Annotated in this window: 13 protein-coding genes; 1 reads left to right on the top strand and 12 read right to left on the bottom strand. The window is 39.8% G+C overall.

The window, feature by feature from the left end:
* Positions 1 to 71 precede the first annotated feature (71 nt).
* From A8L44_RS17430 to A8L44_RS17465, 8 genes are all read right to left on the bottom strand, one after another.
* Complete coding sequence (locus A8L44_RS17430) at positions 72 to 2261, bottom strand: DNA topoisomerase III (RefSeq protein WP_066109468.1); 2190 nt, start codon at positions 2259 to 2261, stop codon at positions 72 to 74.
* A gap of 152 nt (positions 2262 to 2413) precedes the next feature.
* Positions 2414 to 2767 carry a monovalent cation/H(+) antiporter subunit G gene (gene mnhG / locus A8L44_RS17435; RefSeq protein ID WP_217491087.1) on the bottom strand — a complete coding sequence of 118 codons (354 nt, stop codon included), beginning with the start codon at positions 2765 to 2767 and terminating at the stop codon, positions 2414 to 2416.
* Entirely contained in the window at positions 2745 to 3029 is a 285-nt protein-coding gene (locus tag A8L44_RS17440; protein ID WP_066109471.1) for a Na(+)/H(+) antiporter subunit F1, read from the bottom strand. Before A8L44_RS17440 ends, mnhG begins: the two co-directional genes overlap by 23 nt.
* Complete coding sequence (locus A8L44_RS17445) at positions 3029 to 3505, bottom strand: Na+/H+ antiporter subunit E (protein ID WP_066109474.1); 477 nt, start codon at positions 3503 to 3505, stop codon at positions 3029 to 3031. The genes A8L44_RS17440 and A8L44_RS17445 overlap by 1 nt, the downstream gene beginning before the upstream one ends.
* 33 nt (positions 3506 to 3538) lie before the next feature.
* Positions 3539 to 5017, bottom strand: a complete 1479-nt coding sequence (locus tag A8L44_RS17450) for a Na+/H+ antiporter subunit D (RefSeq protein WP_066109479.1) — start codon at positions 5015 to 5017, stop codon at positions 3539 to 3541.
* The gene (locus A8L44_RS17455; protein ID WP_066109482.1) at positions 5010 to 5348 is read right to left on the bottom strand and encodes a Na(+)/H(+) antiporter subunit C; all 339 of its coding nucleotides are present in this window, start codon (positions 5346 to 5348) and stop codon (positions 5010 to 5012) included. Before A8L44_RS17455 ends, A8L44_RS17450 begins: the two co-directional genes overlap by 8 nt.
* A 2-nt stretch (positions 5349 to 5350) precedes the next feature.
* The gene (locus A8L44_RS17460; RefSeq protein WP_066109486.1) at positions 5351 to 5773 is read right to left on the bottom strand and encodes a Na(+)/H(+) antiporter subunit B; all 423 of its coding nucleotides are present in this window, start codon (positions 5771 to 5773) and stop codon (positions 5351 to 5353) included.
* Positions 5770 to 8169 carry a Na+/H+ antiporter subunit A gene (locus A8L44_RS17465; protein ID WP_066109489.1) on the bottom strand — a complete coding sequence of 800 codons (2400 nt, stop codon included), beginning with the start codon at positions 8167 to 8169 and terminating at the stop codon, positions 5770 to 5772. The genes A8L44_RS17460 and A8L44_RS17465 overlap by 4 nt, the downstream gene beginning before the upstream one ends.
* Positions 8170 to 8354: 185 nt before the next feature.
* On the opposite strand from A8L44_RS17465, the gene A8L44_RS17470 reads away from it, so the two are divergent.
* Positions 8355 to 9005 (top strand): universal stress protein, encoded by a 651-nt coding sequence (locus A8L44_RS17470; RefSeq protein ID WP_066109492.1) that lies wholly within the window; start codon positions 8355 to 8357, stop codon positions 9003 to 9005.
* 65 nt (positions 9006 to 9070) lie between these two features.
* On the opposite strand, the gene A8L44_RS17475 is transcribed toward A8L44_RS17470, so the two are convergent.
* From A8L44_RS17475 to A8L44_RS17490, 4 genes are all read right to left on the bottom strand, one after another.
* Complete coding sequence (locus tag A8L44_RS17475; protein WP_066109497.1) at positions 9071 to 9634, bottom strand: site-specific integrase; 564 nt, start codon at positions 9632 to 9634, stop codon at positions 9071 to 9073.
* Positions 9635 to 9950: 316 nt separating this feature from the next.
* Positions 9951 to 10619 (bottom strand): beta-phosphoglucomutase, encoded by a 669-nt coding sequence (gene pgmB / locus A8L44_RS17480; RefSeq protein ID WP_066109500.1) that lies wholly within the window; start codon positions 10617 to 10619, stop codon positions 9951 to 9953.
* Entirely contained in the window at positions 10616 to 12925 is a 2310-nt protein-coding gene (locus tag A8L44_RS17485) for a glycoside hydrolase family 65 protein (protein WP_066109503.1), read from the bottom strand. The genes pgmB and A8L44_RS17485 overlap by 4 nt, the downstream gene beginning before the upstream one ends.
* A 293-nt stretch (positions 12926 to 13218) precedes the next feature.
* Positions 13219 to 13596 (bottom strand): YckD family protein, encoded by a 378-nt coding sequence (locus tag A8L44_RS17490; protein ID WP_066109504.1) that lies wholly within the window; start codon positions 13594 to 13596, stop codon positions 13219 to 13221.
* Positions 13597 to 13674: the final 78 nt, after the last annotated feature.

Here is a 13674-nt window from a genome sequence, read left to right on the forward strand (position 1 = left end):
TTTTTAACAAAAACGCCTATCCTCTAAAATTAGGATAGGCATTTTTGTTTTTGAAAAATTAACTTAATTCTCTAGTCAAATTTCATTCCTTTTAATAAATCAGCAAATGGATTGTTGATAGGCTCCGTTTCCTTTTCTTGCTGTTTCAGGTACTTTTGTACAGTTCGTTTATCCACTTTTCCGCCAGACTCTTTTTTACGTCTCTCTTCAAAAGCAGATAATTTTTCACGGTATCCACATTTACAGGTAAATATTTGTCCCTGACCTTCGCCACGGAGTTCCATTTTCTTTTTGCATTGAGGGCATCGTGCATTAGTGACACGTGACACGTTCTTTCTATGACCACATTCGCGATCTTGGCAGACAAGCATTTTGCCTTTCTTTCCGTTTACTTCTAACATTGGTTTCCCGCATTCTGGGCAGGATTTTGTGGAGATATTGTCGTGCTTATACTTTTTATTGCTGGCTTTAATTTCTGCCACAATTTCTTTTGTATGCTCTTTCATCTCATTAATGAACACAGCCTTTTTCATTTTCCCTTTAGCGATTAGCTCAAGTTTTTGTTCCCACTCTGCTGTTGTAGTTGGCGACTTCAATTCTTCCGGTACTAAATTAAGTAACTGGCGTCCTTTAGAAGTAATATATATATCTTTTCCACCACGTTTTTCGATTAAGAATGAATTGAATAATTTATCTATAATATCTGCACGGGTTGCAACTGTACCAAGCCCGCCAGTTATCTTTATCGTATCTACAAGCTTTTTATCTTTTGTTTCCATGTACTTCGTAGGGTTTTCCATCGCTGACAGTAAAGTAGCCTCTGTAAAACGCGCAGGTGGCTTAGTTTGACCTGAAGTTTGCGATATTATCGTAATTGCTAATTTGTCACCCTTATTGATTTTCGGAAGTAACTGTTCCTTCACCTCATCGCCAGATTCCTCTTCCTCAAAACGATTGTTATAGACTTCCTTCCAGCCTGGCTGAATCACTGTTTTACCACGGGCGATAAAGGACTCTGGGCCAATCTTCGCATGGACTGTTAATTGCTCGAATTCATGGGCCGGAAATAGAACAGCGAGAAACCGCTTCACGACCAAATCATAAATTTTACGTTCCTTATCATTAAAGGCAGCATAATTAACGAAGCCTTCCGTTGGAATGATGGCATGGTGGTCGCTGACTTTACTGTCGTCAACAAAGGCCTTCGTCGCCTTAATAGGCCTATTTATAATCTTAGTTACTAACTTACGATACTCATTACCGCCGATTGCCTTTAAGCGCTCTGGAATGGTGCTGACAATATCAGATGATATATAGCGTGAATCAGTACGTGGATATGTTAGTACTTTATGTTGTTCATATAGTTTCTGCATAATATTCAGTGTTTCTTTAGCTGAATAGCCAAAGATCTTATTAGCATCACGTTGAAGTTCTGTTAAATCATATAAGGCAGGTGAAAAGTTTTTCTTTGCTTTGCGTTCAATAGAAACTACATTCGCATCTTTATATCCAAGCGATTTAACAATTGCATCTATTTTTTCTTTATTAAAGCTGCGGCTATTACCATTCACATCTTGCCATGTTAATTTAAGCCCATCAGCTTGCGCTTCAATACCATAATAAGTTTGCGGTTTAAAGTTTTTGATTTCATCTTCACGTGCCGCTACCATAGCAACTGTTGGTGTTTGGACGCGACCACAATTTAATTGTGCATTAAATTTAGTTGTTAATGCACGACTTGCATTTAAACCGATATACCAGTCTGCTTCTGAGCGTGCTACTGCGGAAGCATATAAATTTTCATACGATTTACCAGGTTTTAAGTTATTAAATCCGTCTTTTATCGCTTTATCTGTTACAGAAGATATCCATAGGCGCTTGATTGGCTTATTGACTTTTGCTTTATCAATAATCCAACGTGCAACTAATTCTCCTTCCCTTCCCGCATCAGTAGCCACAATTATTTCATTCACATCACTGCGACTTAATTGTGCTTTTACAGCATTAAACTGTTTTCCAGTTTGTTTAATGACAACTAATTTCATACGTTCTGGAAGCATAGGAAGATCTTCTAGATTCCATGTTTTATATTTATTATCATAAGCTTCAGGATCAGCTAAAGTAACTAAATGCCCTAATGCCCAAGTAACTATATATTTGTTTCCTTCGAAAAATCCATTGCCCTTCTTTGTACATTTCAGTACATTCGCAATATCACGGGCAACGGAAGGTTTTTCAGCAATGACTACACTTTTTGCCATATTTCTAAACTCCTTTACTAACTATGTACTGTCAATATACCATAGTTTCAATGTTTGAATTGAATAGACATCCTATCGCTTTTTTTCCAAATTAAAACTGCCCCATAAAAGTTAGATTTAGTCTAACCTTTAGTGGGCAGTTCAACTATCTTTCATTTAGACTTCAATAATTTCTTCAAATCATCACGGACTGTACGGTCGGTAAGTTTTACGTTTGAGCGATAAGCTGCCCGGCAGATGATATGGCCTGCTACCGGAGCAGTCAGGAATACAAAGAATATTCCGAGAAGCAGCCGTATACTAACATATCCTTCACCAATTAAAAAAAACAGAAATGCTCCCAGAAGGATGAATAGTACTCCAAGTGTTGTACTTTTTGAAGCTGCATGTGATCGTGTATAAACATCCGGAAGCCTAATCAGCCCAACACCACTTAGAAGCGTTAAGATTGTCCCCGTAAGAATACAGACAGCAGCAATCCACTCACTTATCATTTCCACGTTCAATGACCACACCCCTTTCTATGAATCTCGCAAACGCGATAGTCCCGATAAAAGAAAGGATCCCTAACAACAATATGATGTCCAAGAAGGCATGGGATTTGAACAGTACAGAAAAAATAGCCACACCTGAAATTAAGTGGATTCCAATTGAATCCAGTGCCATAACCCTGTCTGGCATGGATGGACCTTTATAGAGGCGATAGATGGAAATGAGAATGGATAACGTTAAAATGAATAGCGCTACAGTCATGGCTTTTTCAAACATTATCGTGTAACCTCCTTAATCGCCCTTTCAAAGCTCATTTTTGCCTGAATAATCGCTTGTTTAGATTCTTTGTAGTCCATGGCATGAATATAGAATGTTTTGTTGTCCGGCGAAATCTCCAATACCACGGAGCCTGGTGTCAGCGATAATAGCAAAGCCAACATTGGTATTTCCCAATCTCCATTCAGATCTGTCTTTAAGGCAAAAACCGCCGGCTGAACATCTATTTTTTTACGTGTGACCTGCCTCAGAACAAGCACCGTAGAAGAAACGAGCTCTTTAAGAAATACAAATAGCAACTTTAATATAGAGAGAAATGTCCCCATGTAGAAGGATTTATTGAAAAAGCGACGCACAAAAAACAAAATAACGATTCCCACTAGATATCCGGCAAAGAACGAAGGGAAACTCCATTTATCCTGCAAGAGCATCCATAAGAAACCAATGAATATATTAAGCAAGACTTGAACGGGCACAACGACCACCCCTTTTTGTTTATAGACTAGCTACTATTCTCCTAAAACCGCATCGATATATAAATCAGGGTTCATCAAGCCTTCGGCAGCCAACTGGATATAAGATGAGATTATTTCTCCACCCAATCCCAGAAAAATTGTTGCAGCCGTCAAAAGCGTAATTGGTATAATAACCCCTCTTGTTGTCCCTTTCTCCATTTCTTCACTTAGGTTTGTCTCACCCCAGAATGCATTCATGAAGATTTTCATAACAGAATATAGCACTAACAAGCTTGATAGTAATCCAATTGCCCCCAGCCAATAATCTCCGGCTTCAAAGGTACCTTTTGTAATCAGCATCTTCCCGAGGAAACCACTGAAAGGTGGGATACCTGCCAACGCCAAGGCTGCGACAAAGAACATCCAGCCAAGAAACGGATGAGTCCGGATCAAGCCGCTGATTTCCTTTAATTTAGCAGTGCCAGTTAGGTAAATAACTGTACCGCCGATTAGAAAAATCAGTGCTTTCACATTGATGTCATGCACAAGATAAAAAATGGAACCTGTGATGCTGCCTGTGGTGAAAGCAGCAAGTCCGGCCATAATCAAACCGACAGAAATGATAACATTGTAGGTCAAAATTCCTTCTATATCCCATCTCGAGACCGCACCGATTGCTCCGAGTAACATTGTCGCTGCCCCTAGGATTCCGATCAACAAGTGGGTGATTTCCGGTTGATGATAGAAAATCAATGTAAACATACGGAAAATAGCATAAATTCCAACCTTGGTGAGCAAAGCCGCAAAGATTGCTGCCACCGCTGTAGGTGGAACACTATATGATCCTGGTAACCAATGAAATAGCAAGAGACCGGCCTTCAGGCTGAAAACCATGAGCAGTAAAATCGCAACGGTCGTCAGCAGCCCATTTTGTCCCGCTTCCGCAACACGGACAGACAGATGCGCCATATTCAACGTACCTGTTACAGCATATAGGTAGGCAACGGACACAAGGAAAAAGAAGGATGACATGACATTAATCAATATATATTTGATTGATTCCCTGAGCTGTTTTTTCTCCCCGCCAAGTGTAATCAATGCATAGGAGGAAATCAGCATCAGTTCGAAAAAGACAAATAGATTGAAGATATCTCCGGTCAAAAAAGATCCGTTCACACCGCTGATCATAAACAGGAACAATGGATAGAAGAAATTTTTCTCTCTTATCTTTCCAATTGTGTAAAAGGCGTAAAGCAAACAACAGAAAGACACAAATGCCGTTATAATCAACAGAATGACCGCAAACATATCGGCGACAAGGCTAATTCCATAAGGGGCCGCCCATCCCCCTGCCTGCAGAACCTGTATTCCCTCCACCTTTACTTTCATAGCCATTAGCACTGAAACCATTCCCGTGGCTAGAATTGCCAGAAGAGCAATTGATCTTTGCGCATATAAGTTTTTTCTGAATATGACCATGATAAGTCCCGCGATAAGCGGAATAATGACCGGCAGAATGATTATATTATTCATCTTCATTTCCCCTTAATTCATTCAAATCGTCAGTTCCCAAGACTCGGTAACTACGATAGGCAACCACCAGAAAAAGACCTGTAACTGCAAAGTTAATAACAATCGCTGTCAGGATGAGCGCCTGTGGCAGCCCGTCTGTAAAGGAAGTGCTTTTCAATCCTAACAATGGCGGACCCCCGGTCTTTAATCCCCCCATTGTTAAGATTAAAAGATTGACAGCGTGGCCGATCACCGAAGTCCCAAGAATGATTCTCAGCAGGCTTTTGGATAGGACCATATATGTTCCAATTGTGAAAAAAACACCTACAAGTATAGACATAACTGTTTCCATAATTATCGATCCTCACTTATGCTCAGGATGATTGTCACAGCTGAACCAATGACAGCTAACGCTACACCAGTGTCAAATATAAGAGCGGTAGCTAGTTCCGTTTTACCTAAAATCGGAAAATCTACATAACCATACGTTTGGGAAAGAAAGGGAACACCGAACAGAAATGAACCGACACCCGTAAGAATTGCAATCAGTACACCGATCGCTGCCACTGTTTTAAAATCCACAGGAATAATCTTATTGACCGCTTCCGTCCCAAGCGTCAAATACATGAGTACAAGTGCACTGGCAATTCCCAACCCTCCGATAAATCCTCCTCCAGGGTTGTGATGCCCCGAGAAGAACAAATCAATGGAAAAGGTGAGGATAATCAATACTGCAACTTTTGTTACGGCCGTCAATAAAATATCATTAGGCTTCATTTTTTATCCCTCCCTGTAACATTGACCTTGATTAATGTAAAGACAGCCAATCCCGCAATACACAGGACCGCCACTTCGACCATCGTATCAAGTCCCCTGAAGTCAACCAAGGTCGCGTTCACTATATTTTTAGCTCCGGCAAGCGTATAGGAATCTTCGAAATACCCAGAAATCGTTTCAAACAAACGGGTTCCATTGGCGGAAAGGGCCAATAGTGTTACCGTCAACCCCACTCCAACTGAAATCAACATATTGGTGAATTTGAAACGAACTTTACTTACTTCTTTTCGAAACTCTGGCAAATGATAGAAGCACAGCAGGAATAAAGCGACTGTCACTGTTTCCACAACCAATTGCGTCAGCGCCAGATCCGGTGCCTGAAAAATAACGAAAAGAATAGACACTAGATATCCAAGGGCACCAACAGCAATAATCGATGTCAGTCGATACTGGGAAAACAGTGCGATTAAAGCGGTCACCACCATACCAATGACCATCACAGCTTCATAAATGCTCACCGGTGAATCCTTAGACATATCGAAAGCAAAACCGTTGAACAGCCACAGAGAACCACCAACAATGAAAATAAAAAACGCAAAAATATAAACTAGATAATCACGTGTATATCCAGTCATGTACTTCTTCGTTGCATAAGCAGATATCGATTCCATAAGCAGCAAAGACTCATTGTATATATTGTTAAACGTCAGGCTTTGCGGATACCAGCTGAATACCCTGATCCACTTAGGCAGCAGCTTGTATAGCAATAGGCCAACTAATACGACACCGATTGTCATCAATAATTCTGTATTAAAACCATGCCAAGCACTAATCTCCTTACCCAACCCTCCTGCTGCCTCATAATCCGGCAAGATTGATATAAGGGCAGGATCTAAAATGTATTTTGCCAAAATGTTGGGGAAGAAGAATATCAGGACTACAAACATCGCCAATATAGCAGGCGGAATCAGCATACCGACGGGCGGTTCATGAGCAGCCTTTGACAGCATCTCAGGTTTATGTTCTCCAGTGAACGTCTTAAAGACCATAATCATACAGTAGACGAACGTTAGGATACTTGCTATCCAAGCAACAACAGGGAATATCATGCCGAACTTTTCCATCCCGAAAATATCCATCCCTGAAGCATTCACCACGCCGGTAAAAAACATTTCTTTACTCAAAAAGCCATTGAATGGCGGTAATCCTGCCATAGAGAAACTTCCAATCATAGTGATCGTGAAAGAAATCGGCATGAGGCTCATTAACCCACCCAGCCTTTGCAGATTCCGGGTTCCTGTCTCATGGTCAATGATTCCGACAACCATGAACAGACTTCCCTTAAAGGTTGAATGGTTAACCAAATGGAATACAGCCGCCATAATAGCGATTGCATATACTTTCGATTCATCGCCATAGCCAAAATAAATGGCAGCAGACCCCAATCCTAGTAGACTCATGATCAAACCGAGCTGACTAATTGTCGAATAAGCGAGCAAGGCCTTTAGATCTTTCTGACGAACTGCATTCCAGGATCCGTATAATAAAGTTACAATTCCGACCAAGGATACCGTCCAGAACCAAACTGCATCACCGCCAAACAAAGGGGTTAACCTAGCCACCAAATAGATGCCGGCTTTGACCATTGTAGCCGAATGGAGGTAAGCACTGATTGGTGTCGGTGCCTCCATCGCATCAGGTAGCCAAAGACTAAACGGAAACTGAGCTGATTTAGTGAAAGATCCCAGTAAAATTAAAATCATCGCAGGTAAAAAGAGGACATTCTCCGGCAATAATTTAGCTTGGAAGATCATTTCACGGATGCTATATGTATCGGTAATGATGGAAAGGAGCAACAACCCGGCCAACATAGATAATCCACCGAAAATGGTGATTAGCATCGACTTCCGTGCTCCTTCTCTCGATTTTTTCCGTTGGTACCAATAAGCAATCAACAAGAAAGATGAAATACTGGTCAGTTCCCAGAACACGTAAAGGACGACAACATTATCCGAGAAAACGACTCCAAGCATGGCCCCCATAAACAACATCAGATATACATAAAAGTTATGCAGCTCCTCCCGAGCCCTGGACATATAGAAAATCGAGTACAAAATGACAAGCGATCCGACACCTGTGATTAACATACCGAATAAGAGGGACAATCCGTCGACATAAGCTGTGAAATTAATCCCGAATGATGGCAGCCATTTAAATTCACTGGTCAATGTATTCCCAGTCGTTGTAATTGGGATATACTGTAATAAGGAGATAAAGATGATGACCGGCAAAAAAAGAACAAACCAGCCTATATGTAATTTTTTATTGAACATACTATAGAGGAAAGGTATCAGAACCGCAAAGAAAAACGGTAATAAAATCATTAAATTAATCATGTCCTCGCGCTCCCTTCATCATAGAATACTGTACGCACACACAAAAGTGACGATATATCCAACGGACCCTTTTTATATTAGAAATATTTACTCTATTTTGTGTAATAATAATTGACTGAAAATCTGGCATGGGCTATATTCGTAATAGTCCAATGAACTACCATCTATTTAGAGGTGAACTTTTAATGAAAAAATGCAAAAGCCGAATGGACGAAAGCATCCTTGTGTGTGTCTATTACGGCCCCAATGGTGATCGCTTGATCCAGCGTGGCAGTAAAATCGCCAACATGTTGGATTGTCCCCTATATATCTTGACAGTGGACCCAAGTCCTTTTGATGAACTAGACGCTGAGAAATCCGAAAGTATTGAGAGATGGCGTCAGCTCGCCGAGGAATTGGAAGCAGAGGAATTCATTTTGAAAGATAATGAGAAACGACCGTTTGCAAAAGTAATAGCGGATGTCGCACGTGAAAAACAAATTTCACAGATCATCCTTGGTCAAACAGCACAAAGCCGTTGGGAACAGATTGCTAAAGGTTCGATTATAAATACTTTGTTGCGAGATATTCCATTTGTTGACATTCATATAATATCCGTCGCCCGGGCATTGAGAGATGATCCAGACGGCCTTTACGAAAAAGGCGTACGTGCCTATCTCGAAAAAGAAGACAATCATTATCGGCTGAGCTTTGAACATACAAAGAAAAGTGAATTTGAGGGTATCTTCTTTAAAGAAATCGGTACTGATTTCAATACTGGTATCTTTAAATTTATGAAAAACCAAAAAACACTGCAAGTAACCGTGACTGATAACTATGTCAAAGAAACTTTATGATGTGACACCTCCACAAAAAAATGTGGGGGTTTTTTCTTTTCTAAGGAAACTGGAGTCTGTTATACCTATAGATTCACATCAACTTTGACAGGAAGTTTTTCATTTTTGTCGATTCCCAAATACCGTAATGTTTCACCAGGACTATGATGATGATAAATGTTCATCAGGATTGAAATAGCAATCCCTTTTCGATAGGCATGATAACCGAATGTCTTCCGTAACGTATGGGTTCCGATTTTTCCCGGTATCCCCACTTCCTTAGCCGCACAATTAATAATCCTGTATGCCTGTTGCCTTGAGATAGGCTGCTGATTTTTTTTGGATTTGAATAAATAATCATCCGTAGAGAAATCAAAGGTTTCTAAATAATGTTTCGCAGCTTCTCTCACATTTTGATTGAGGTAAAAAGCCCTCTCTTCCGAAGTCTTTGCATCTTTTATATAAAGGAACTCCTTGAACTTCCCGCCTTCCCAGATATCACCCACCCGTAAAGAGAGCAGTTCACTGACACGGAGACCAGTATTAATTCCAAAAACAAATAATAGTAGATCACGCAAGGATTGCTTTTTAAGAATCCTTTTTATTGCGGTAATCTTGCGGATATCCTTTATGGGATCAACGTATTCCAAGGAAATACCCCCTAACTATAATGTTACTTAATTATGATATTATCAAAAATTAAGTAACATTACAAATATAGTGACTTGTTTGATTTTTTAATCTAAAACGCTTTATAAAGAGGCTTTATTAAAGTAAGGCAGCTCCATTTACTCCCTTTTCGCGGTTCTGGCAGTGGCCTGCAGGAGCACTCCCTGGATTTCATTAGCAATGTTATGTAGTAATATCCATCTTTTAGAATACAGGCTAACGAGGAAGTATTTAATTGCTACTTAGGAATAAAAAGAGTAAAAAAAGCGCCCCAAAATTGGGACGCACTTAAATTGCTTAGTTTTGATATTCCTTTATTAATTCATCCAGCGATAGGTAAGATGTATTGCTGTATAGGAGATCCGCTTTAGCCAGTTGTTCTTTAGAGCCTATTCCGACCGCAAACATGCCAGCACTCTTAATGGCTTCAACTCCTGCTTCTGCGTCCTCAATCCCAATGCATTCATCAGCAGGGACACCAAGCTTTTCAGCGGCTTTTAAGAAAATTTCCGGATCCGGTTTACCCCTCTTAATTGTACGCGCATCAACCATATAATCAAACTGGTCACTGAGCTGTAAGGAGTTCATCACAGCCGGCGCGTTTTTGCTAACAGAAGCAAGACCCAGCTTATAGCCGGCAGCTTTTATATCAAGCAATAGCTGTTTAATGCCAGGTAAACTATCATTTGGTGTAATTTGCTTGATTAGCTCCATATAATGCTCATTTTTCTGCGCAGCCAGTTTTTCTTTTTCTTCAACCGTATAGGAAGATTGCTTATTCCCAATTTCCAGAATGATTTCAAGGGATTCCATTCGAGAAATTCCCTTTAATCTTTCATTATCCGCTCTGGTAAACTCAATTCCCAATTCACTGGCAAGCTGTTTCCAGGCAAGATAATGATATTCTGCTGTATCCGTAATAACACCATCCAAATCAAAGATAAACGCTTTTAATTCCTTACTCACGCGACCGTGTCCTCCTTCATTAGCGGTATTTTTACAACACCATCAGCAGGCAACTCAAATTCACTGTCGTAAACCTTGAGTTTCATTACCGGGCCAGTTTGTGAAATACTCACTTCGTTTTTATTCACTTCAATAGTTAAATGATGATCTCTATAATTGATATTAAAGCTATAACGGTCCCATGCTGCCGGAATAAATGGTGCAAACGACAGCTCCTCATTAAATGTTTTCATGCCAGCAAAACCTTGTACAATCCCTAACCAGGAGCCTGTCATACTTGTAATATGAAGGCCATCCTCCGTGTCATTGTTATAGTTATCCAGATCCAGCCTTGCTGTTCTGGTATACATCTCATATGCTTTATCTTCCAGTCCAAGTTCAGCAGCAAGTATCGCATGAATGCATGGAGACAGAGAGGATTCATGTACGGTCATTGGCTCATAGAATTCAAAGTTTCGGCGTTTTTCCTCACGTGTATATTCATTATTCAGGAAATAAATCCCTTGCAGGACATCCGCCTGCTTGATAAAGCAGCTGCGCAGAATTTTATCCCAGGACCATTTTTGATTTAGCGGGCGGTCTTCTGGCTTTAATTGCGAAGCAGGCATTAAATCCTTATCCATAAATGTATCATGCTGAATAAACACTTGATTCTCCTCATCAAATGGATAGTACATTTTATCAATGATATCCTGCCATTTATTTAATTCATCGTCTGTCATATATAAATCTGAAAATCTCGCTTCATGCCCGTTCTCTTTTAAATATCCAATAACTTCAAGGGTGTAACGTAAAGTCCAGGCTGCCATTGTATTCGTATACCAGTTATTATTGACGTTATTTTCGTATTCATTTGGACCGGTTACTCCATGAATCATATATTGATCTTTCATTTTATTATAATGGACGCGGTCTGCCCAAAAGCGCGAAATCCCGACCAGCACATCTATGCCATATTCGTTAAGGTAACTCTTATCTCCTGTATAATTCACATAATTATAAATAGCATAGGCAATAGCTGCATTACGGTGGATTTCTTCAAAGGTAATTTCCCACTCATTATGGCACTCCACTCCTGTGAAAGTGACCATTGGATATAATGCTCCTTTTAATCCTTGTCTCTCAGCATTGAGATAGGCTCCTTCGAGCTGGTTATGACGATAGATTAAGAGATTGCGAGCCACTTCAGGCTGAGCTGCTGCCAAATATAATGGAATCGCATATGCTTCAGTATCCCAATACGTTGCACCACCATATTTCTCGCCTGTGAATCCCTTAGGTCCGATGTTTAATCGGGCATCTTCTCCATAATAGGTTGAAAACAGCTGAAATAAATTAAAACGGATTCCCTGTTGTGCTTCAATATCTCCATCAATTTGGACGTCTGCTAACTCCCAGCGCTCTGCCCATCGATCGCAATGTGCCTTTAAGCAAGCTTCATAGCCTTGTTGCATAGCTGTATTAACAATTTCCAGACCCTTTTCACTTAAAAATTCTGAAGCATGATCACGGTCTGTTGTAATGCCCACATATTTAGTTAACGTAACAGTCTTACCTTCTTCAGTTGGAATTTCAATTTTATTATCTACATATTCTTCGTGTTGGAACGGTTTGATATCGGCCGTGTTGCCATTGATTTCAAGACCCATCGTCGCAGAGACTGTAAATCTGTCTGTTCCGAAAGGGTTTTCATTTGTTTGCATAACCAAATTACCCATGAGCTCAGATGAGCTGGAGGAAATATAATTCCAGAAGTCTTCTTCATAGTTGGAATCTTCATTGCGAACTTCACCATCTAAATAAGGAATAAAGGTAATCACACTATCATGGTTAATTGGTGTAACCGCATACTTGATCACCGCTAGTTGCTTCTCTGCAATTGATAAATAGCGTACTACCTCAACAGCTGTTTCTTTACCAGCTTGTGAGACCGTAAAGCTTCTCGTAAGAACACCATTTTTCATATCGAGTTCACGGCGGTAATTACTCATTTCCACTTTATTAAGGTCAATTTCCTCCTCACCAATAAAAACACGAATTCCGATAAAATTAATGGTATTGATCACTTTACCAAAGTAATCGGGATAACCGTTTTTCCACCATCCAACCCTGGTTTTATCCGGAAACCAAACGCCTGCCACATATGTCCCTCTATGACTATCACCTGTATAGGTTTCTTCAAAATTACCTCTTAACCCCATATGCCCGTTTCCAAGACTTGTCATACTTTCAGCAAGTCTAAAATCCTCTTTATGTAACTCTTCTTCAATAATTTTCCACGGATCTATTGAGAACAGTCTTTTCATATAATACCCCTTTCCATCTTCCCTCAATTATTTATTTAATAGAATATATATAGGCTTCTACTGTTTGTGCAATCGGTTGCATAAAAGTACATTCTCATTATAACCGATTCATTAACTTATGAAAGCATAAAATTAAAAATTCTAAAATTTATCTAAAATTTATTACATCTACGTGAATTTGAATAGTAGGATAAAAAGCCTTTTTTAATGCCCTACTATCCTTTCTTCTATAATTACTCAAAAATAAAAATACCTCTAAAGAATTCTATTCCTTAGAGGTTATTCATGCTTTATTATTCGTTAGATTCAGTCCCAGGACTGTTTTCATGCGGCGGCTTACCAGGGTGGGTACCTCCAAAAGGATGTGGAGGAATATATCCGTTTGCCTGTATTCTTTCAAATCTTTTATCCATATGATTCTTTAACATATCAGCATTCTGCTTAGACATCACACCGAATTCAACATACTTTTCAACAATAGCCTTTTCCTTTTCCATCACTTCTTTATGCATCGCAGCAAGCTCTGCTTTCTGTTGTTCCGTTAAAGTTGGCCTTGTTTGCTTTGTTTGATTATCGCCATTTTCTGCCGCATGTACGACGGTATTGGATATACCAATTGAGGTAAAGCTCAAAACACATGCCATTATCAACAAGAGAGACATTTTTTTCATTAGTATTTTCACTCCTTCTTTATTTTCTGCCCCTAGTTTTTACCAACTTTAATTATTTATGCATGCTGTTTTCCTATA

This window comes from Bacillus sp. FJAT-27986 (assembly GCF_001685035.1).
Lineage (GTDB): Bacteria > Bacillota > Bacilli > Bacillales > Pradoshiaceae > Pradoshia.

Bases quoted from the DNA above. Each gene is read 5' to 3' on its own strand.
- A8L44_RS17430 (WP_066109468.1), bottom strand. From the start codon at position 2,261: ATGGCAAAAAGTGTAGTCATTGCTGAAAAACCTTCCGTTGCCCGTGAT.
- A8L44_RS17440 (WP_066109471.1), bottom strand. From the start codon at position 3,029: ATGTTTGAAAAAGCCATGACTGTAGCGCTATTCATTTTAACGTTATCC.
- A8L44_RS17450 (WP_066109479.1), bottom strand. From the start codon at position 5,017: ATGAATAATATAATCATTCTGCCGGTCATTATTCCGCTTATCGCGGGA.
- A8L44_RS17455 (WP_066109482.1), bottom strand. From the start codon at position 5,348: ATGGAAACAGTTATGTCTATACTTGTAGGTGTTTTTTTCACAATTGGA.
- A8L44_RS17460 (WP_066109486.1), bottom strand. From the start codon at position 5,773: ATGAAGCCTAATGATATTTTATTGACGGCCGTAACAAAAGTTGCAGTA.
- A8L44_RS17465 (WP_066109489.1), bottom strand. From the start codon at position 8,169: ATGATTAATTTAATGATTTTATTACCGTTTTTCTTTGCGGTTCTGATA.
- A8L44_RS17470 (WP_066109492.1), top strand. From the start codon at position 8,355: ATGAAAAAATGCAAAAGCCGAATGGACGAAAGCATCCTTGTGTGTGTC.
- A8L44_RS17485 (WP_066109503.1), bottom strand. From the start codon at position 12,925: ATGAAAAGACTGTTCTCAATAGATCCGTGGAAAATTATTGAAGAAGAG.
- A8L44_RS17490 (WP_066109504.1), bottom strand. From the start codon at position 13,596: ATGAAAAAAATGTCTCTCTTGTTGATAATGGCATGTGTTTTGAGCTTT.